Origin of the sequence: Pseudomonas sp. S3E17, from assembly GCF_024168685.1 — a bacterium.
In the GTDB taxonomy this organism is placed as follows: Bacteria; Pseudomonadota; Gammaproteobacteria; order Pseudomonadales; family Pseudomonadaceae; genus Aquipseudomonas; species Aquipseudomonas marginalis.
The window spans coordinates 3,027,821-3,047,726 of the sequence record NZ_JALJWE010000001.1 but is presented as its reverse complement, the minus strand read 5'-3'; the positions used below and the strand labels follow the sequence as shown (position 1 = coordinate 3,047,726).

Below are 19,906 nucleotides of genomic sequence, written 5' to 3'. Positions count from 1 at the left end.
TCAGTTCCAGTGATTGCAGAAGTCAGAAACGGTTAATTGTCCTGCGCCTTGCCCGGGCCAAGACTGACGGCACTCCTTCCCGGTTTCTGGACGCCGTCGATGAATACCCCTTCACCCGTAAAGCTTACGCTAGTCATCGCCAGCGTCATCCTGTGTTGGGCCTATTCGCCGATTGGCGTGCACATGGGGCTGCACAGCTACAGTCCCGGCCAATTGGCGTTATTAAGGTTTTTGATTGCCTCGCTGTTCATGGGCGGTGTGGCCCTGGTGATGGGCATCGGCCGGCCGCGCCTGCGGGATGTTCCGTGGTTGCTGGTGCTGGGGTTCTTCGGCGTGTTCCTGCATCACACTGCGATCAATTACGGACAGCAGTGGGTAACGGCAGCGGCGTCCAGCGTCCTGGCGCAGTCGGCGCCGTTGTTCAGTGTGCTGATCGCGTTTTTCTGCCTGAAGGAGCGAGTCAGTGCCTGGCGCTGGGGCTGCGTCTTGCTGGGGCTGCTCGGCGTGCTGGTGGTGATCTGGGGGGATCAGGGGCTGGGTGAGATCGACCCGCGTGGCTTGTTGATCCTGCTGGCGGCGGTGTCGTGGAGCGTGTACTTCGCCCTGCAGAAACACTATGCCCACCGCTACAGTCCACTGACCATGGCGTGCTACATGGTGTGGGCGGGCACTCTGATGCTGTGTGTGAACCTGCCGGGCCTGCCGGCTGCAGTGGTGCAGGCGCCGTTGGCGGAGAACGTGGCGGTGCTGGTGCTCGGCATTTTCCCCAGCGCCTTGGCGTATCTGGCCTGGGGGTATGTGTTGAAGCATGTGGAGGTCAGTCGCGCGTCGGTGGCGATGTACCTGATCCCGCCGGTGGCAATGGTGATGGCCGCGACGTTGCTGGGCGAACACATTGCCGTGCAGGTAATGCTGGGCGCTGTGATCGTGCTGGCCAGCGTGGCGGCCATCAGCCTGGAGGTGCGCTGGCGATCAGTCGTTCAGGCAGAAGACGCGCAAGCGGTGGCCGTCGAGGTCCTGGGCGACGAAGGTGTAGCCGAAGTCCATGGGCGTCGGTGACTGGAGGATGATGGCGCCCCGTTCTACCCATTGGTCGTGCAACGCGTCCACGGCGGCGGTGTCGGGCAGCGAGAAGCCCACTTCACCGCCACCGCCTGTGAACCGGGCTGCCGGCTCGACGGTATGACGCGACCACAGCCCGAGCTTTACCCCGTTGTCCAGAATGAGCAGGGCAAAGGTCGGGTTCAATTCGACCGGCGGCTTGCCCAGCAGGCGGCTGTAGAAATTGGCACTGGTGGCCGGGCTGTCGACGTACAGCAGGAAGTAATGGGCGAGGGTGTTCATGTGGGCTCCTTGAGAACGGGCGTGGTGTGGCGCCGAGTCTATAAGGAGTGCCTGTCAGTTTTTGTCAGGAGCGTGCAGGGGGACCGGGTCTTCGCCAGTGTATAGCTTGATGATGTCGTCGATTTCGCCAGACATTTTCATCCGCAGCAAAGTGCGCAGGATCTTTTGGGCCGGCACGTCGGGATCGTTGCGCACGATGCAGCCGAGGTTTTGCTCCTCAATCAGCGCAACTTTGTGCAAGCGCTGGCTGATTGGCATTTTCTGGTTAAAACGGTCGACGATCCATTCGTTACTCACCGCGTAGTTGAATCGCCCCGCCACCAGCTTGTGCAGCACCTGTTCTTCGCTGCGTGCATCGTCGCGGGTGAGTTGGCCGTTGGCAAACAGTGGATCGAGGGCGCCATAGCGATAGTTGAGCACCGTGCCGATCGGCTGGGGTGTCAGCTTGAGCACCTGCACCGGCTGGTTGCGCACACTGACCAGCACATTGCGCTGCACCATTAAAGGCAAGCTCCAGATGTAGTCGCCGGACAGGTTGTCGACCCACGCCTGGGTGACATAACAGCGCACATCAATATCCCCGTGGCCCATGGCTGTGGCGATACGGGCGCGGGCCAGCACGTGGAATTCCGCCGGCTGGCCAACCTGGGTGGCCAGGCTCAACATCAAATCATACAAAATCCCCTGTGTAGGCCGGCCGTTCTCCACCTGCACCATAGGCATCGCCCAACTGTCGGAAACCGAGAAACGCAGCGGTGCAGGCGCCGCCAGGCAAGCCGTGGTCATCATCCATAAAGCGCCCAGGACTACGCGCATACACTCTCCGGGTTCAGGCCTTTTCGGGGCCAGTCAGCAGAGCTTAGTCAGATTAGGCGAGCGTGCCGGATGCAATTTCCCCCTTGCTCCGCTAGCATTACCCGCTTCCGCTTCCCAGTTGCGACGGTTTTCGATGAGTTATCAGGTTCTTGCACGTAAATGGCGTCCGCGCTCGTTCCGCGAAATGGTCGGCCAGACCCATGTGCTCAAGGCTCTGATCAATGCCTTGGACAGCCAGCGGCTGCACCACGCCTACCTGTTCACCGGTACCCGGGGAGTGGGCAAGACCACCATTGCGCGCATCATCGCCAAATGCCTGAACTGTGAAACCGGTATCACCTCGACGCCCTGCGGCACCTGCTCGGTGTGCCGCGAGATCGACGAAGGGCGTTTCGTCGACCTGATCGAGATCGACGCCGCGAGCCGCACCAAGGTCGAAGACACCCGCGAGCTGCTCGACAATGTGCAGTACGCGCCCAGCCGTGGCCGCTTCAAGGTCTACCTGATCGACGAAGTGCACATGCTCTCCAGCCATTCCTTCAACGCCTTGTTGAAAACCCTGGAAGAGCCGCCGCCCTACGTCAAATTCATCCTGGCCACCACCGACCCGCAGAAACTGCCTGCAACGATCCTGTCGCGGTGCCTGCAGTTCTCCCTGAAAAACATGACCCCCGAGCGCGTGGTGGAGCATTTGACCCACGTGCTGGGCGTCGAGAACGTACCGTTCGAAGACGACGCACTGTGGCTGCTGGGCCGCGCCGCCGATGGCTCGATGCGCGATGCCATGAGCCTCACCGACCAGGCCATTGCCTTTGGTGAAGGCAAGGTCATGGCCGCCGATGTGCGCGCCATGCTCGGCACCCTGGACCACGGCCAGGTGTTCGACGTGTTGCACGCGCTGATCGAGGGCGATGCCAAGGCGTTGCTCGAAGCCGTGCGCCACCTCTCGGAGCAAGGCCCGGACTGGAATGGCGTGCTCTCGGAAATCCTCAATGTGCTGCACCGCGTCGCCATCGCCCAGGCGTTGCCGGAAGGTGTCGACAACGGCCATGGCGACCGCGACCGCGTGTTGGCCCTGGCCCAGGCGTTGCCGGCCGAAGACGTGCAGTTCTACTACCAGATGGGCCTGATCGGTCGTCGCGACCTGCCTTTGGCGCCCGACCCGCGCGGAGGCTTCGAGATGGTCCTGCTGCGGATGCTGGCCTTCCGACCTGCCGATTCGGCGGACGCACCGAGACAGCCGCTAAAGCCAGTGGGGATCAGCCAGGCCACAGTTGATTCCGCCAAACCAGTGGCTGGCGCGGCGGTGGTCGCGCCAGTGGTTGCTGCCCCTGTTGCACCGGCGCCTGAGCCGGCAGCGGTAGTGGCGGCAGCGGTGGTTGAGCCTGAACCGGTTGTCGAGCCCGAGCCTGTGGTCGACCTGCCCTGGAATGACCCGGTAGACGCTGAGGTCGAGGTCGAACAGCAGCCCTATGTCGAGCCCGTCCTGGAAACCGTCGGTGAGCAGCCCGAGCTGACGCCGATGCCTGCGCCGACGCCGGACAGCGTGGTACCGGCTGCCCCCGAGTGGGTGTCGGCCCCGGTTCCCGAGCCGACCGTGGCCCAGGTCGAAGCCGCAACCCCGGGCATCGACCTCGACGACGAACCGCCGCTGGACGAAGACTACATCGAGCCGGACATGGATTCGGCCTACAGCTACCTGGACGACCTGGCCAGCGAGCACACCGCCGAGCCGGCCCCGGAACCCGAGGCGGAGCCAGCTGCGGCACCGGCCACCGGCCTGGCCCTGCAATGGCTGGAGCTGTTCCCGAAACTGCCGATTTCCGGCATGACCGGCAGCATCGCCGCCAACTGCACCCTGATCGCCATCGATGGCGACCACTGGCTGTTGCACCTGGACCCGGCCCACAGCGCGCTGTTCAACGCGACCCAGCAGCGGCGCCTCAACGATGCCTTGAACCAGTACCATGGGCGCACGCTGACCATCGCCATCGAGTTGATCAAGCCCGAGCAGGAAACCCCGGCCCAGGCCGCGACCCGCCGGCGTATCAACCGCCAGCGCGAGGCTGAGGACTCGATCCACGGCGATCCGCTCATCCAGCAAATGATGCAGCAGTTCGGTGCGGTCGTTCGCCAAGATACAATTGAACCTGTCGAAGCCCCGGTGCCCCAGGCGTCCTGACACCGGGCTATTCATTGATCCACGTACTTTTGAGGTGATTCCCATGATGAAAGGTGGCATGGCCGGCCTGATGAAGCAGGCGCAGCAGATGCAGGAAAAGATGGCCAAGATGCAGGAAGAGCTGGCCAACGCCGAAGTCACCGGTAAAGCCGGTGGCGATATGGTCAGCGTGGTGATGACCGGTCGTCACGACATCAAGCGCGTGAGCATCGACCCAAGCGTATTGCCAGGCGTGGGCGAAGATGACCTGGAAATGCTCGAGGCGTTGTTCGCCGCGGCCGTCAACGACGCCGTGCGCAAGATCGAAGCCAACAGCCAGGACAAAATGTCCGGCGTGACCGCCGGCATGCAACTGCCACCAGGCATGAAGCTGCCGTTCTGATCGCCAGGCTTTAGCTAGACTCCAATGCCAGGCCTCGTGCCTGGCATTTTTGTTTGTGCCAATCCAATCGAACCCTGGCGCGGCACCCATGGTCTGCACCCTATACCGATAGATTCGATCAAGGAGCCCCTTCATGCCTCACGAACCGACTTTGAACCAGCGCATTGTCCTGGTCTCACGCCCCCAAGGTGCCCCCACCCCGGAAAACTTCCGCCTGGAACGGGTGACCTTGCCGGAGTTGGCAGACGGCCAGGTCCTGCTGAAGACGCTCTACCTCTCCCTCGACCCTTATATGCGCGGGCGCATGAGCGACGCACCGTCCTACGCCGCACCGGTGGAAATCGACGAGGTGATGACCGGCGGGGCTGTCAGCCGTGTCGAGCAATCGCGTAATCCGAAATTCGAGGTGGGTGATCTGGTCGTCGGCGCCACCGGTTGGCAGAGCCACAGCATTTCCGACGGCCGCAACCTGATTCCGGTACCCAATGGCCTGGCCAGCCCGTCCATGGCCTTGGGGGTGCTGGGCATGCCAGGCATGACCGCCTACATGGGCCTGATGGACATCGGCCAGCCGAAAGCCGGAGAAACCCTAGTGGTGGCGGCTGCCTCCGGCGCGGTGGGTTCGGTGGTCGGCCAGGTGGCCAAGCTCAAGGGCCTGCGGGTGGTCGGGATTGCGGGCGGTGCCGACAAGTGCCGCTACGTGGTGGACGAATTGGGCTTTGATGCCTGCATCGACCACAAGAGCGCAACGTTTGCCGACGACTTGGCCCAGGCCTGCTTCAAGGGCGTGGACATTTATTTCGAAAACGTCGGTGGCAAGGTGTTCGACGCCGTGCTGCCGTTGCTCAACCCTAAGGCGCGCATCCCCCTGTGCGGGTTGATCGCAGGCTATAACGCCCATGAAGCGCCCAGCGGGCCTGACCGTTTGCCGGCGCTGCAACGCACGTTGTTGACCAAGCGTGTACGGATCCAGGGCTTTATCGTGTTTGACGACTATGGTGACCGCCAGCCGGAGTTCCTCAGCGCCATGGCGCCGTGGGTACGCGACGGCAAGATCAAGTTCCGCGAAGACGTGGTCGAGGGCCTGGAGCAGGCGCCCGAAGCCTTTATCGGTTTGCTGGAAGGGCGCAACTTCGGCAAGTTGGTGGTACGGGTCGCGCAGGATTGAGCATTTGACGCTAATCCGAGGCGCGGGTATAAACCGCGTCTCGTTGTTTTGTCGGACCACTCGCCCATGAGCTTCAGCCCCCTGATTCGCCAACTGATCGACGCCCTGCGCACGTTGCCGGGTGTCGGCCAGAAAACCGCCCAACGCATGGCGCTGCAACTGCTGGAGCGGGATCGCAGCGGCGGTACCCGGTTGGCCCAGGCCCTGAGCCAGGCCATGACCGGGGTGGGCCACTGCCGCCAGTGCCGGACCCTCACCGAAGAAGAACTCTGCCCGCAATGCGCCGACCCGCGCCGCGACGACACGCTGTTGTGCGTGGTGGAAGGGCCGATGGATGTGTACGCGGTGGAGCAGACCGGTTATCGCGGGCGCTACTTCGTGCTCAAGGGCCATCTCTCGCCGCTCGATGGCCTGGGGCCGGAGGCCATCGGCATTCCGCAGCTGGTGGCGCGTATCGAGGAGCAGGGCACCTTTACCGAGGTGATCCTGGCCACCAACCCGACCGTGGAAGGTGAGGCCACCGCGCATTACATCGCCCAACTGCTGAGCAACAAAGGCCTGGTCACTTCACGCATCGCCCATGGCGTGCCGCTGGGGGGCGAGTTGGAGTTGGTGGACGGCGGCACGTTGGCGCATTCGTTCGCCGGTCGTAAACCGATCGCGCTCTGACGATCAGCGCAGGATCAAATGTGGGAGGGGCAGGGCGGCGAATCCACTTGCCCCTGATAGCGTCAGTCCGCGCAGCAGTTACCGCTCGGTGAGGGCAAAGCGGGTCAGGCAAAACGTCGGAATGCCCATGTCTTCCAGGCGTTGCGAGCCGCCCAGTTCCGGCAGGTCAATGATCGCCGCCGCTTCAAAGATCTTCGCCCCCATGCGTCGCACCAGGTTGGCCGCCGCGATCAAGGTACCGCCCGTGGCGATGAGGTCATCGAACATCAGCACCGAATCACCTTCGCACAGACTGTCGGCATGCACTTCGAGGAAGGCCTCGCCGTACTCGGTCTGGTAGCCCTCGGACAGCACGTCAGCCGGCAGCTTGCCCTGCTTACGGAACAGGATCAGCGGCTTGTTCAGTTGGTAGGCGATGATCGAGCCGATCAGGAAGCCGCGCGCATCCATCGCGCCGATATGGCTGAAATCGGCCTCGACATAGCGATGGGCAAAGGTGTCAGCCACCAGGCGCAGGGCCTTGGGCGATTGGAACAGCGGTGTGATGTCACGAAAGATCACCCCAGGCTTGGGGAAGTCGATGACGGGGCGGATCAGGGATTTGATGTCGAACGAATCGAAAGTCATCGTCGAAGAGTCCTGGGCGGAAAACGGACTCGAAGTATACCTGCGGCCTCACCGATTGGCGCGGCCGCAAGCGTCTGCATCAGCCTTCCAAGGAACCACCGGCGAGTGCGCACAGCTGGATCGGGTCGAGGATGTGCACTTCCTTGCCTTCGGCGGCCAGCAGTTCGCTCTGCTGGAAGCGGGTAAACACACGGGATACGGTTTCCACCGCCAGGCCGAGGTAATTGCCGATTTCGTTGCGCGACATGCTCAGGCGGAACTGGTTGGCCGAGAAACCACGGGCACGGAACCGCGCCGACAGGTTGACCAGGAAGGTGGCGATGCGCTCGTCGGCGGTTTTCTTCGACAACAGCAGCATCATCTGCTGGTCGTCACGAATCTCGCGGCTCATCACGCGCATCAACTGACGGCGCAGTTGTGGCAGTTGCAGAGCCAGTTCGTCCAGGCGCTCGAAGGGGATTTCGCACACTGAGGTGGTTTCCAGGGCCTGGGCCGACACCGGGTGAATCTCGGTGTCCATGCCCGACAACCCGACCAGCTCGCTGGGCAGGTGGAAACCGGTGATCTGCTCTTCGCCGCTGTCGCTCAGGCTGAAGGTCTTCAGCGCACCCGAACGTACTGCATAGACGGAATCGAACTTGTCACCCTGGCGAAACAGAAACTCGCCTTTCTTGAGCGGGCGACCGCGTTTAACGATTTCGTCCAGCGCATCCATGTCTTCCAGATTCAGCGAAAGTGGCAGGCAGAGGGGAGCCAGGCTGCAATCCTTGCAGTGAGCCTGGCTGTGAGCGCGCAGTTTGACTGGCTCGGACATTTCTTGAATCCTTGTGGGAAAACACACATAAGACGTAAGGGTACCGCACTGTGGGGGGGGGAGGCCAGCGTGTACAAAAAAGCAGCAACGGTATAAAGCTTTATGTATCCAGGCCGATACAAAGTCACGACTCCCTGAGCTTGGAGGCTCACATCATGATTTCCCTGGGTGCCAACACCCCTGTCAGCACTACCCTGCAACCCCGGCCAGAGCCCAAGGACCTGGTGGCGGAAGCCAAGGTGGCCGCTGCGGCCAAGGCGCTCAGCGACGCCACCGCCGCGCCACTCAGGGAAACCAAAGAGGCCGAGGGTGTGGTGGTGACCTTTTCCGGTGCCGCCTTGCTGGCCATCAGCGATGCGAAGAAATCCAACAGCGACATCGAGGACAGCGGCCTGCCGGATAACGTCCAGCAGGTGCTCAAGATGATCCGCAAGATCAAGGCACAGATCGCCGAAAAACAAGCTGAACTGCAAGCGGTGATGGCAGACAAGCGCCTCACCCCGGAAGAAGCCCGGATCAAGATCGGCAACCTGCAGAGCGCGCTTAGTGCGCTGCAGGCAAGCCTGGTCACCGCTCAAACCTCCCTGGCCAAAGCCATGAAAGGCCTGAGTGGCGACGATGCCCTCAAGGCCGCGTCGTTGTCGATGTAACTAGATCACCCGCGAAAACCGCTGCCGGTTCTGGTGCTCCAGGTACGCATCGAACACCATGCAGACCGAACGCACCAGCAGCCGTCCGGCGGGCAGCACGCGAATGCCTTGGGCATCCAGTTCGATCAGGCCGTCCTGCGCCATCGCCTCAAGTTGCGGCCAGACCTCGTCGAAATACCCACGAAAATCAATGTTGAACGCCTGTTCGATCTGCTCGAAGGCCAGGCTGAACGTGCAGATCAACTGCTGGATCACTTCCCGACGTAACCGATCATCCGTGGTGCACAGCAAGCCACGGCTGGTGGCCAGTTGGGCGCTGGCCAGGGCGTTCTGATAGCCGTTCAGGTCACTGCTGTTCTGGCAGTACAGGTCGCCGATCTGGCTGATGGCTGATACGCCGAGGCCGATCAGGTCGCAATGGCCGTGGGTGGTGTAGCCCTGGAAGTTACGCTGCAGCGTGCCTTCTTCCTGGGCAATGGCGAGTTCGTCGTCCGGCAGGGCGAAGTGGTCCATGCCGATATAGCGGTAGCCGGCCTGGGTCAGTTGCTCGATGGTGGTCTGCAGCATCAGCAGCTTGGATTCCGGCGACGGCAGTTCCTCGTTGTTGATCCGTCGTTGGGGCATGAAGCGTTCCGGCAGATGCGCGTAGTTGAACACCGACAGGCGGTCCGGCTGCAGCTTGATCACTTCCTCCACGGTGCGCGCGAAGTTGATCGGCGTCTGCTTGGGCAGGCCGTAGATCAGGTCGATATTGATCGAGCGAAACTGCAGGGTGCGGGCGGCGTCGATCACCGCGCGGGTTTCTTCCAGGCTTTGCAGGCGGTTGACCGCGCGCTGCACGTCGGGGTCGAGGTCTTGCAGGCCGATGCTCACCCGGTTGAAGCCCAGTTCACGCAGCAGGCCCATGGTCGCCCAGTCGGCTTCGCGCGGGTCGATCTCGATGCTGTAGTCGCCGGAGTCGTCGTCGAGCAGATTGAAGTGCTGGCGCAGGCTGCCCATGACCTGGCGCAGTTCGTCGTGGCTGAGAAAGGTCGGGGTGCCGCCGCCGAAGTGCAGTTGTTCAACCGACTGTTTCGGGTCGAGGTGGCAGGCCACCAACTGAATCTCCTGCTCCAGGCGTTGCAGGTAGGCCTGGGCGCGGCCGCGGTCCTTGGTGATCACCTTGTTGCACGCGCAGTAGTAGCAAATGTTCGCGCAGAACGGCACATGCACATACAGCGACAACGGTCGCGTGGCCTTGCGGCTTTCGCGCAGGGCGTGGAGCAGGTCGAAGGTGCCGACCTGGCTGTCGAATTGTACGGCGGTGGGGTAGGACGTGTAGCGCGGTCCCGCCAGGTCGTAGCGGTGAATCAGATGTGGGTCCCAACGAATGGCGTCGAGCATGCGGGCATTCCCCGGATAGGCTAGTGAGCCGAGTCTAGGGGTGTGGTTGGTAGGGCATCTTGATTTGCATCAACGGGGAGCGGCGCTATGCCACATAGCCTTTTAATGGCCCATCAGCCAGTGCTGGTGCGGACCTGGCAGTGTCCAGATACCGAAAATAATCACCAGCAGGCCACCGGCCATACGCACGCTGCGCTTGCGCAATAACGCGGTCACGCGTTCGGCCGCCAACCCGGTCGCCAGCAGTACCGGCCATGTGCCTAAGCCAAAAGCCAGCATCAGCAGCGCACTGTCCAGCGCATTGCCCTGGCTGGCGGCCCACAGCAGGGTGCTGTAGACCAGCCCGCACGGCAACCAGCCCCACAGCGCGCCCAGCAGCAGCGCGCGGGGCAGGCTGGACACCGGCAGCAAACGGTTGGCGACGGGCTGTATGTAGCGCCACAGGCCGCGCCCGAGGCTTTCGATACGGGTGAGGCCGCTCCACCAACCGGCCAGGTACAGCCCCATGCAGATCAACAGCAACCCGGCGAGCACACGCATGAACAGGGCCGCCGGGCTGTTGGCCAGCGCCCAGCCGGCCAGGCCGATCAATAACCCGGCGCTGGCATAGCTGAGGATGCGCCCCAGGTTGTAGGCCAGTAGCAGGCGGAATCGGCGGCTGCGTTGTTCCTTGGGAATCGCCAGGGTCAGCGCGCCCATCAGCCCGCCGCACATGCCCAGGCAATGGCCGCCGCCCAGCAGGCCGAGGATCAGCGCAGAGACCAGCAGCGGCGCCAGCTCAAGCATGGGGCGGGTCTTTGGGCACGGGCGGTTGCTCGGGGCCGTTGGCTTCGTCGACGGCCGCCAGGTGGTTGGGGTCCTGGTCGTCGAACAGCACGCTGTGGGCCGGGCCGTCGAGGTCGTCGTACTGGCCGCTGTCCACCGCCCAGAAGAAGATGTAGATGGCCACGCCCACTAACAGCAGCGCCGCCGGAATCATCACGTATAGAGCTGGCATCTGCACTCCATGCCCGCGCGGCTCAAGCCGGCAGCGGGCGGGTTACCAAAGGGGCGCTTGTGGCCTGCGCACTCGGCAGGCGAGTCAGGCGCAGGGCGTTGAGCACCACGGTCAACGAACTGAGGGACATGCCGATCGCTGCCCAGATCGGAGTGATCCAACCGAGGGCGGCAAACGGCAGCATAAGGCCATTGTACAGCCCCGCCCACAGCAGGTTTTCAATGATCACCCGACGGGTGCGTCGTGCCAGGGTAAAGGCCTGCACCAGCGCGTCGAGGCGGTTGGACAGCAGCACCGCATCGGCGCTGGTCTTGGCCAGGTCGGTGGCCGAGCCCATGGCCACGCTGATGTCGGCGGCGGCCAGCACCGGCACATCGTTGACGCCATCGCCGAGCATCAGCACCTTGCGGCCTTCCTTGTGCAACTGTTGCAGCACGTGGAGCTTGTCGTCGGGGCGCAGGCCGCCGTGGGCTTCATCGATGCCCAGTTCGGCGGCGACGCTGGCGACCATCGGCGAACTGTCCCCCGACAGCAGCAGCGTGCGCCAGCCGCGCGCCTTGCAGGCGGCCAGCAGGGCGGGGGCATCGCTGCGCAGGCGGTCGTCGAGGATGAACCAGGCCAGGGCTCCGTCGCCGTCGCCCAGCAGCAGCCATTGGCCGTCATCCTCCGGAGCGGCGGGAATCGGGCAACCACTGAGTGCACAAACAAACCCCGGCTGGCCGATGCGCAACTGGCGTGTGTCGACACGGCCTTCCAGGCCAAGGCCCGGGGAACTGAGCACCTCGTCGGCGGCCAGCGGCGCACGCCCGAAGGCGCGGGCAATCGGGTGTTCGGAGCGGTTTTCCAGGGCGGCGGCGAGGCCCAGGCATTCGTCGCTGTTCAGAGCGGCCAGGGGCCGGATCGCTTTCAACGCCAGGCGGCCTTCGGTGAGGGTGCCGGTCTTGTCGAAGATCACCGTGTCAATCTGGTTCAGGCCTTCGAGCACATGGCCACGGGTCAGCAATAGGCCGAGCTTGTGCAGGGTGCCGGTGGCGGCGGTGAGGGCGGTCGGCGTGGCCAGGGACAACGCGCACGGACAGGTGGCGACCAGCATTGCCAGCACGATCCAGAATGCCCGCGATGAATCCAGCTCCCACCACAACAGGCCGATCACCGCCGCGGCAATCAGCGAGCACAACAGGAACCACTGTGCGGCGCGGTCGGCGATCTGCGCCAGGCGCGGCTTCTCGGCCTGGGCCCGCTCCAGCAGGCGCACGATGGCGGACAGGCGGGTCTCGTGGCCCAGGGCACGTACTTCGACGGTCAACGCGCCTTCGACGTTCAGCGTGCCGGCGGTGACGGCATCACCGGTTTGGCGCGGCAGCGGCAGGTATTCCCCGGTGAGCAGCGATTCATCGATGCTGGAGCGGCCGTCGAGGATCACCCCATCTGCCGGCAGAACCGCGCCCGGATGCACCAGCACGCGGTCGCCCAGTGCCAGTTCGCTCAAGAGAATACGTTCGCTCTGGCCGTCACCTTTGAGGCGCAGGCATGAAGCGGGCAGCAGGTTGACCAACTGCGCGGTGGCGGCGGCCGTGCGCTCTCGGGCACGGCGCTCCAGGTAGCGACCGGCCAGCAGGAACAGCGCAAACATGCCCACCGCATCGAAATACAACTCGCCCACGCCGGTGATCGCGGTCCAGATCCCGGCCAGGTAAGCCCCGCCAATGGCCAGGGACACCGACACGTCCATGGTCAGGTGACGCGTACGCACGTCGCGCATGGCGCCCTTGAAAAACGGCGCACAGCTGTAGAACACGATGGGGGTGGTCAGAAACATCGCCACCCAGCGCAGGATCACATGCAGTTCGGGGCTCAGGTCGATATTGAATTCCGGCCAGGTGGCCATGGTCGCCATCATCGCCTGGAACCACAGCAGCCCGGCGACCCCCAACTGGCGCAGGGCCAGGCGGTTCTCGCTGGCCAGTTGCTCGGCCGCACGGTCGGCTTGATACGGGTGGGCGGCATAGCCGATATGGCGCAGTTCACTGAGCACCTGGCTCAACGGCAATTGCCCGTCGGCCCAACGCACCTGCAGGCGATGGTTGGACAGGTTCAGCCGCGCCTCGGCCACGGCGGGCAGGCTGCGCAGGTGTTTCTCGATCAACCAGCCACAGGCGGCGCAACTGATGCCTTCCATCAACAGGGTGGTTTCGGCGAGCTCGCCTTGATGATGTACGAAGGGTTTTTGCACGTCGGCGCGGTCATACAACGCCAGTTCATCCACCAGTTGCACCGGCAGCGTCTCGGGGTTGGCCGAGGCTTCGCTGCGGTGCTGGTAATAGTTTTCCAGCCCACCGGCCACAATGGCTTCGGCCACGGCCTGGCAGCCGGGGCAGCACAGCTCGCGGCGCTCGCCGAGGATCACGGCGGTGAACCGACTGCCGGGCGGGACCGGCAGGGCGCAGTGGTAGCAGGGGGTTGGGCTGGTCATGGGCGCTGCTATTTTTTCAGGTCTTCAGCACCCAGCAACGGCTCATCACCCAGCAGCAAGTCCTTGTCGTGGCTGACTTCCTCTTCCTCGAACAGGCGCCAGGTCTTGTCGCCCTCCACACCCAGCAATTCCACGAAGCGGCGGCCTTCGACCTTGTCGGTGACCTGTCCGATGTAGCGGCCCGGTTCGCTGTCGCTGCGGGTCAGGTTGATCTTGCGATCCTTCTCCGGCTGGGTCGGGGAGATGAGGTTCAGCTCCAGGGTGTTCGGGTTGCTGTAGCCGGTGAGTTGCAGCTCGACTTCGCCGGTCAGCTCATCCAGGTGCAGCTTGGCGCGCAGTTGCAGGGTCTGGGCCAGCCGTTCGCGGTCCAGGGAGCGGTTGATGCCTTTGCCGGCCTCGTAGTAGTTGTCGTTGACCAGGTTGTCCGGGTTGTTCACCGCGATGGTCACCATGGACAAGGTCAAGGTCACCGAGCAGGCCAGGATCCCAATGATGATCCAGGGCCAGAGGTGCTTGTACCAGGGGCTTGCGGCAGTGGCTACGGGCATTGTTCAGTTCTCTCGTTATCGAACTTGTGGGCCGATGAATCGGCTCTTGGCTTCAACATGGACGCTGGCGTCATCGGCATCGGTGAGGATGAATTTCACCTCGTTGGTACTCGACGGCAGTTGCTCCGGCGCACTCGACAGCTCCACCGGCATGCTGACGATATCGCCCGCCGCCACTCTGATTTCACGTCGGCCTTGCAGCTTGAGGTCCGGCAGGCCGACGGCGTCGAGCACGTAGGTGTGATCGCGCTGGTCTTTGTTCATGATCTTCAGGCTGTAGACGTTTTCGATACGCCCTTCGGCGTTTTCACGGTACAGCACGCGGTCCTTGCTCACGTCGAAGCCCACCAGCGAACGCATGAAGAACGCCCCGGCCAACAGGCTGATCATCGCCAGCAACACCAGGGCGTAACCGATCAGGCGTGGGCGCAACTTGTGGGTTTTCTGCCCCGACAGGTTGTGCTCGGTGGTGTAGCTGATCAGGCCGCGCGGGTACTCCATCTTGTCCATGATGGTGTCGCAGGCGTCGATACAGGCGGCGCAACCGATGCACTCGATTTGCAGGCCGTCGCGGATGTCGATACCGGTAGGGCATACCTGGACGCACATTGTACAGTCGATGCAGTCCCCCAGGCCCTGGGCCTTGTAGTCGGTGCCTTTTTTACGCGGGCCACGCACTTCGCCACGGCGTGGATCGTAGGAAACGATGAGAGTGTCCTTGTCGAACATCACGCTCTGGAAGCGTGCGTACGGGCACATGTAGATGCACACCTGTTCGCGCAGCCAGCCGGCGTTGCCATAGGTGGCGAGGGTGAAGAAGCCGACCCAGAAATACGACCAGCCGTCGGCCTGGCCGGTGAAGAAGTCGAACACCAGCTCGCGGATCGGCGAGAAGTAGCCGACGAAGGTCATGCCGGTGACAAAACCAATCAACAGCCACAGCGTGTGCTTGCTGAATTTGCGCAGGAACTTGTTGGCCCCCATGGGCGCCTTGTCCAGCTTGATGCGCTGGTTGCGGTCGCCTTCGGTGACCTTTTCGCACCACATGAAGATCCACGTCCACACGCTTTGCGGGCAGGTATACCCGCACCATACGCGGCCGGCGTACACCGTGATAAAGAACAGGCCAAACGCCGCGACGATCAGGATGCCCGACAGCAGGATGAAGTCCTGGGGCCAGAAGGTCGCGCCGAAAATAAAGAACTTACGTTCCGGCAGGTTCCACCACACCGCCTGGTGGCCGCCCCAGTTCAGCCACACCGTGCCGAAGTAGAGCAGGAACAGACCGGCGCCGCCGAGCATCCGCAGGTTGCGGAACAGGCCGGTGAAGGCGCGGGTGTAGATTTTTTCGCGCGAGGCGTACAGGTCGACAGTCTTGGTGTCAGCACTGCTGGCGTTTTTGGCAGGCGGGGTAACGTCATGTACCGGTATCTGGTTGCTCATCATTGCATCCCACGGCGGTGGAGATTTGCCTCGGCCAGTACGTGCCAACCGGGGTCAAATTAAGGGTCTTGCAGTGGCGTAATGATACGCCCCCGATGGTGCTCAAGGGGTGCGACCTTTGGTCGCGTTGGGGGAAATCAATTGATGGTGTACGTGATCTGGATCAATTGACTTGGGAAGTATGGACGGTTTTCGTGGGGGAGGCGGTCATTCGTCCCAAGGATTGATCAGTGGAACGCCGCTGGATTTGAAGTCGCTGACGTTGCGCGTGACAACCGTGAGCCCATGCACCAGCGCGGTCGCGGCAATTAATGCGTCACTTTCATTGGCGCGGTCCGGCACATGCAAGTGTGCGCAACGCAACGCGACTGCAGCATCGACGGGCAGGATTCTGGCATCAAAGGCCGGCATCACATGACGCTTGAGCCAGGTTCGCAACACCTTCCCCTGAGCCGGGTCGCGCCGCTCAATGCGCAAGACCCCGGTTTCCAATTCTTTCAGGGTGATTGCCGAAATAAACATACGCGGTGCGATGACACTTTTGGCCCAGGCGACCACGTTTGCATCAGCCTGGGGTTTACGCAGTTCAGAGATCACGTTGGTGTCGAGTAGATACATCAAGAGAGGTCCACGGGTCGATGAGTGATCACGGCACGTTCGGTTTCAAAGTCGATATCGGCCGCTTCCGGCATCACCAGCAGGTCAACGATGTTGGCATTGAGACCTGTCAGCTTTTGGTAGTCCTCAATGCTTAGCAGTACATGGGCAGGCTTGCCGCGATCGGTGATAAAAACCGGGCCTTGGCGAGCGGCTTTTTTGGCACCGCTTGTGTCTTGATTGAATTCGCGACTGGAAATGGTGGTGAAAGTCATGGTGCGCCTCCCCTGGAGCGGGTTGAATGTAGTTACGTTACTACTTCACCTTTGCCAGCCACAAGCTTAAAACTACAAGCGGTCAACGTGCTTTTCCCATGGGGTTGTCACGGCCTTGGAAATGAAAAAGCCCCGCCAGCTTTCGCTGGGCGGGGCTCTTTTGTTTCCGAGAGCCTTACTGCTCTTCGGCCTTCTTATCCCCATGGGACAAGCTGTAAACATACGCCGCGAGCAAGTGCACCTTGTCGTTGCCTTGCAGTTGCTCCTGCGCAGGCATCTGGCCCTGGCGGCCCCAGCGGATGGTCTGCTGCAGTTGGGCGAAGCTCGAACCGTAGATGAACGCACCCGGGTGGGTCAGGTCCGGCGCGCCCATGGCGGGAGTGCCCTTGCCGGCCGGGCCGTGGCAGGCCACGCAGTTGGCGGCGAAGAGTTTCTCACCGTTGGCCACATCGGCTTTCACGCCTTCCGGCAGCTTGCGGCCGTCGAGGTTGGTGACGACGAACGCGGCGACGTCGCTGACGCCTTGCTCCTTGAGGATGTCCAGCCAGGCCGGCATGACGGCATGGCGGCCCTTCATGATGGTTTCCTTGATGGTGGCCGGTTCGCCCCCCCAGCGCCAATCGGCGTCGGTCAGGTTGGGGAAACCGTAGGCGCCCTTGGCGTCGGAGCCGTGGCACACCGAACAGTTGGAGGCGAACAGGCGCCCGCCCATCTTCAGGGCCTGCGGGTCCTTGGCGACATCTTCAATCGGCATCGACGCGAATTTGGCGAAGATCGGCCCGAACTTGGCGTCCGACCTGGCCATTTCCTTTTCCCATTCGTGCACGCCGGTCCAGCCGGTCTGGCCGTTGGCGAACGGGGTTTGCTTGTCGTTGTCGAGGTAGTTGTAGCCTGGCAGCAGGCCTTTCCAATTGCCCAGGCCGGGGTAGAGCGCCAGGTAGCCAAGGGCGAAGACGATGGTGCCGACGAACAGCATGAACCACCACTTGGGCAGCGGGTTGTCGTACTCCTCGATGCCGTCGAACGAGTGGCCGACGGTCTCGTCGGTCTGCTCGGCGCGCTGGCCCTTGCGGGTCGACAGCAGCAGCCAGGTCAAGGCGAAGATGGTACCCAGGCTGAGGACTGTGACGTACAGACTCCAGAACGTAGTCATTCTTTGTTACTCCTAGAAGCTTGCTCGACGTGCTTGATGGCTTCGGGATCATCCGCAAAGGGCAACATGGTCGCGTCGTCAAACTCCGACTTGCGCCGGGGACTGAACACCCACAGCGCCAGGCCGATAAAGGCCACCATCACCACGACGGTGCCCAGGCCTCGAATCATCCCGATATCCATGAAGAATCACCGTTTGCTTTTGATGATGGTGCCCAGGCCTTGCAGGTAGGCCACCAATGCGTCCATTTCGGTCTTGCCCTTCACGGCTGCGGCTGCACCGGCGATGTCTTCGTCGGTGTAGGGCACGCCCAGGGTGCGCAGGACTTCCATCTTCTTCGCGGTGTCCTTGCCGTCGAGCTTGTTTTCCACGAGGAACGGATACGCCGGCATTTTCGACTCAGGCACCACGTTGCGCGGGTTGTACAAGTGCGCACGTTGCCAGTCATCGGAGTAACGCCCGCCGACACGGGCCAGGTCCGGGCCGGTGCGCTTGGACCCCCACAGGAACGGGTGGTCCCACACGCTTTCACCGGCGACCGAGTAGTGGCCGTAGCGTTCGGTTTCGGCACGGAACGGGCGGATCATCTGCGAGTGGCAGCCGACACAGCCGTTGGCGATGTAGACGTCGCGGCCTTCCAGCTCAAGGGCGGTGCGTGGCTTCATGCCTTCCACCGGCTTGTTGGTCACGTCCTGGAAGAACAGCGGAACGATCTGGGTCAGGCCGCCGATACTCACGGCGATGACCATGAAGAAGGCCAGCAGGCCGATATTCTTCTCGACTACTTCATGCTTCATCAGTGGGCTCCCACAACGGCGATCTTGGCGGCGGCTTCGGCTTCTGCCGGGTCCGAGGCACGCACGGTGCGCCAGACGTTGTAGGCCATTAACAGCATGCCGCTGGCGAAGAACGCACCCCCCAGGGCGCGGACGATGAAACCAGGGTGGCTGGCTTGCAGCGCTTCGACGAAGGAGTAGGTGAGGGTGCCGTCATCGTTGATCGCACGCCACATCAGGCCCTGGGTGATGCCGTTGACCCACATCGAGGCGATGTAGAGCACGGTGCCGATGGTGGCCAGCCAGAAGTGCGCGTTGATCAGCCCGACACTGTGCATCTGCACACGGCCGAACAGTTTGGGGATCATGTGGTACAGCGCGCCGATGGAGATCATCGCTACCCAGCCGAGGGCGCCGGCGTGTACGTGGCCGATGGTCCAGTCGGTGTAGTGGGACAGCGAGTTGACGGTCTTGATCGCCATCATCGGCCCTTCGAAGGTCGACATGCCGTAGAACGCCAGGGACACCACCAAAAAGCGCAGGATCGGGTCGGTGCGCAGCTTATGCCAGGCGCCCGACAGGGTCATCATGCCGTTGATCATGCCGCCCCAGCTCGGGGCCAGCAGGATGATCGACATCGCCATGCCGAGGGACTGGGCCCAGTCCGGCAACGCGGTGTAGTGCAGGTGGTGCGGGCCGGCCCAGATGTACAGGGTGATCAGTGCCCAGAAGTGCACGATGGACAGGCGATACGAGTAAATAGGCCGTTCGGCCTGTTTGGGCACGAAGTAGTACATCATCCCCAGGAAACCGGTGGTGAGGAAGAAACCTACGGCGTTGTGGCCGTACCACCACTGGATCATCGCATCCGTCGCCCCGGCGTAGGCCGAGTAGGACTTGAACAGGCTGACCGGCAACGAGGCGTGGTTGACGATATGCAGCATCGCCGTCACCAGGATGAAGGCCCCGTAGAACCAGTTGCCCACATAGATGTGCTTGGTCTTGCGCTTGACGATGGTGCCGAAGAACACCACTGCGTAGGTCACCCAGACGATGGCCAGCAGAATCGCGATCGGCCATTCCAGCTCGGCGTATTCCTTGGTGGTGGTGTAGCCCAGCGGCAAGGTGACGATGGCGCCGACGATGACCGCTTGCCAACCCCAGAAGGTGAAGGCCGCGAGGCTGTCGGAGATCAGTCGCGTCTGGCAGGTTCGCTGCACGACATAGTAAGAGGTGGCAAACAATGCACATCCGCCGAAGGCGAAGATCACCAGGTTGGTGTGCAGCGGGCGCAGGCGGCCGAAGGTTGTCCATGGCAGACCGAAATTCAATTCCGGCCAAACCAGTTGCGAGGCGATGAACACCCCGAGCCCCATGCCAAGGATCCCCCAGACCACCGTCATGATGGCGAACTGGCGGACTACCTTATAGTTATAAGCAGTCGGACTGATTGCTGTGCTCATTCTAAGGTTCCACGGTTTAGGTTTTTTTATAGGTAAAATTCGGCCGCAAGTATGTAGAAAGCAAGGGGCCATTGCAACGCAAGGCTGACCTGTGTCAATGCGTTCCACGCCAGATTCTGCGCCCTTTCCATGTTTGGCGTAAGGAT

General features: G+C 62.5%; 22 protein-coding genes. 6 read left to right on the top strand and 16 right to left on the bottom strand.

The window, feature by feature from the left end; all coding sequences use genetic code 11:
* Positions 1-99: 99 nt before the first annotated feature.
* Positions 100-1,059, top strand: a complete 960-nt coding sequence (locus J3D60_RS13445; RefSeq protein ID WP_253491712.1) for a DMT family transporter — start codon at positions 100-102, stop codon at positions 1,057-1,059.
* Here the strand turns inward: J3D60_RS13445 and J3D60_RS13440 are convergent.
* Positions 973-1,344, bottom strand: coding sequence for a VOC family protein (locus J3D60_RS13440; RefSeq protein WP_253491711.1), 372 nt, complete (start codon positions 1,342-1,344; stop codon positions 973-975). The genes J3D60_RS13445 and J3D60_RS13440 overlap by 87 nt on opposite strands.
* A 54-nt stretch (positions 1,345-1,398) precedes the next feature.
* Positions 1,399-2,160, bottom strand: coding sequence for an ABC transporter substrate-binding protein (locus J3D60_RS13435; RefSeq protein WP_027603717.1), 762 nt, complete (start codon positions 2,158-2,160; stop codon positions 1,399-1,401).
* Between the two features lie 133 nt (positions 2,161-2,293).
* On the opposite strand from J3D60_RS13435, the gene dnaX reads away from it, so the two are divergent.
* From dnaX to recR, 4 genes are all read left to right on the top strand, one after another.
* Positions 2,294-4,342 carry a DNA polymerase III subunit gamma/tau gene (dnaX, locus tag J3D60_RS13430; protein WP_253491710.1) on the top strand — a complete coding sequence of 683 codons (2,049 nt, stop codon included), beginning with the start codon at positions 2,294-2,296 and terminating at the stop codon, positions 4,340-4,342.
* A gap of 43 nt (positions 4,343-4,385) precedes the next feature.
* Positions 4,386-4,724, top strand: a complete 339-nt coding sequence (locus J3D60_RS13425) for a YbaB/EbfC family nucleoid-associated protein (RefSeq protein ID WP_003193199.1) — start codon at positions 4,386-4,388, stop codon at positions 4,722-4,724.
* Positions 4,725-4,857: 133 nt separating this feature from the next.
* The gene (locus J3D60_RS13420; RefSeq protein WP_065940653.1) at positions 4,858-5,892 is read left to right on the top strand and encodes an NADP-dependent oxidoreductase; all 1,035 of its coding nucleotides are present in this window, start codon (positions 4,858-4,860) and stop codon (positions 5,890-5,892) included.
* Positions 5,893-5,958: 66 nt separating this feature from the next.
* Positions 5,959-6,561: a recombination mediator RecR gene (gene recR, locus J3D60_RS13415; RefSeq protein ID WP_027603720.1), complete on the top strand. Its 603-nt coding sequence runs from the start codon at positions 5,959-5,961 to the stop codon at positions 6,559-6,561.
* Between the two features lie 78 nt (positions 6,562-6,639).
* Here recR and J3D60_RS13410 read toward each other — a convergent pair whose 3' ends face one another.
* Together J3D60_RS13410 and fnr are read right to left on the bottom strand one after the other, a co-directional pair.
* On the bottom strand, positions 6,640-7,188 hold the full coding sequence (locus J3D60_RS13410) for an adenine phosphoribosyltransferase (protein WP_027603721.1): 549 nt from the start codon (positions 7,186-7,188) through the stop codon (positions 6,640-6,642).
* A gap of 79 nt (positions 7,189-7,267) precedes the next feature.
* Positions 7,268-8,002, bottom strand: coding sequence for a fumarate/nitrate reduction transcriptional regulator Fnr (gene fnr, locus J3D60_RS13405; protein WP_027603722.1), 735 nt, complete (start codon positions 8,000-8,002; stop codon positions 7,268-7,270).
* A gap of 155 nt (positions 8,003-8,157) precedes the next feature.
* On the opposite strand from fnr, the gene J3D60_RS13400 reads away from it, so the two are divergent.
* Positions 8,158-8,652 (top strand): hypothetical protein, encoded by a 495-nt coding sequence (locus J3D60_RS13400; protein ID WP_253491709.1) that lies wholly within the window; start codon positions 8,158-8,160, stop codon positions 8,650-8,652.
* On the opposite strand, the gene hemN is transcribed toward J3D60_RS13400, so the two are convergent.
* The 12 genes from hemN to ccoN all read right to left on the bottom strand — a co-directional run bounded on the left by hemN (position 8,653) and on the right by ccoN (position 19,760).
* Positions 8,653-10,035: an oxygen-independent coproporphyrinogen III oxidase gene (gene hemN, locus J3D60_RS13395; protein ID WP_253491708.1), complete on the bottom strand. Its 1,383-nt coding sequence runs from the start codon at positions 10,033-10,035 to the stop codon at positions 8,653-8,655. It abuts the gene before it with no gap.
* Between the two features lie 102 nt (positions 10,036-10,137).
* Complete coding sequence (locus tag J3D60_RS13390) at positions 10,138-10,821, bottom strand: sulfite exporter TauE/SafE family protein (protein ID WP_065940650.1); 684 nt, start codon at positions 10,819-10,821, stop codon at positions 10,138-10,140.
* Entirely contained in the window at positions 10,814-11,032 is a 219-nt protein-coding gene (gene ccoS / locus J3D60_RS13385; protein WP_027603726.1) for a cbb3-type cytochrome oxidase assembly protein CcoS, read from the bottom strand. The genes J3D60_RS13390 and ccoS overlap by 8 nt, the downstream gene beginning before the upstream one ends.
* A 22-nt stretch (positions 11,033-11,054) precedes the next feature.
* Positions 11,055-13,505: a heavy metal translocating P-type ATPase gene (locus tag J3D60_RS13380; protein ID WP_253491707.1), complete on the bottom strand. Its 2,451-nt coding sequence runs from the start codon at positions 13,503-13,505 to the stop codon at positions 11,055-11,057.
* An 8-nt stretch (positions 13,506-13,513) separates the two neighbouring features.
* Positions 13,514-14,053 (bottom strand): FixH family protein, encoded by a 540-nt coding sequence (locus J3D60_RS13375; protein ID WP_065940648.1) that lies wholly within the window; start codon positions 14,051-14,053, stop codon positions 13,514-13,516.
* A gap of 15 nt (positions 14,054-14,068) precedes the next feature.
* On the bottom strand, positions 14,069-15,496 hold the full coding sequence (gene ccoG / locus J3D60_RS13370; protein ID WP_253491706.1) for a cytochrome c oxidase accessory protein CcoG: 1,428 nt from the start codon (positions 15,494-15,496) through the stop codon (positions 14,069-14,071).
* Between the two features lie 207 nt (positions 15,497-15,703).
* Positions 15,704-16,114, bottom strand: a complete 411-nt coding sequence (locus J3D60_RS13365) for a type II toxin-antitoxin system VapC family toxin (RefSeq protein ID WP_053132925.1) — start codon at positions 16,112-16,114, stop codon at positions 15,704-15,706.
* Positions 16,114-16,368, bottom strand: a complete 255-nt coding sequence (locus J3D60_RS13360) for a type II toxin-antitoxin system Phd/YefM family antitoxin (protein ID WP_027603731.1) — start codon at positions 16,366-16,368, stop codon at positions 16,114-16,116. Before J3D60_RS13360 ends, J3D60_RS13365 begins: the two co-directional genes overlap by 1 nt.
* Positions 16,369-16,543: 175 nt before the next feature.
* Entirely contained in the window at positions 16,544-17,521 is a 978-nt protein-coding gene (ccoP, locus tag J3D60_RS13355) for a cytochrome-c oxidase, cbb3-type subunit III (RefSeq protein ID WP_141155754.1), read from the bottom strand.
* On the bottom strand, positions 17,518-17,703 hold the full coding sequence (locus tag J3D60_RS13350) for a CcoQ/FixQ family Cbb3-type cytochrome c oxidase assembly chaperone (RefSeq protein ID WP_003193169.1): 186 nt from the start codon (positions 17,701-17,703) through the stop codon (positions 17,518-17,520). Before J3D60_RS13350 ends, ccoP begins: the two co-directional genes overlap by 4 nt.
* 6 nt (positions 17,704-17,709) lie before the next feature.
* Positions 17,710-18,318 carry a cytochrome-c oxidase, cbb3-type subunit II gene (ccoO, locus tag J3D60_RS13345; protein WP_003193167.1) on the bottom strand — a complete coding sequence of 203 codons (609 nt, stop codon included), beginning with the start codon at positions 18,316-18,318 and terminating at the stop codon, positions 17,710-17,712.
* Positions 18,318-19,760: a cytochrome-c oxidase, cbb3-type subunit I gene (gene ccoN / locus J3D60_RS13340; protein WP_027603733.1), complete on the bottom strand. Its 1,443-nt coding sequence runs from the start codon at positions 19,758-19,760 to the stop codon at positions 18,318-18,320. Before ccoN ends, ccoO begins: the two co-directional genes overlap by 1 nt.
* Positions 19,761-19,906 lie beyond the last annotated feature (146 nt).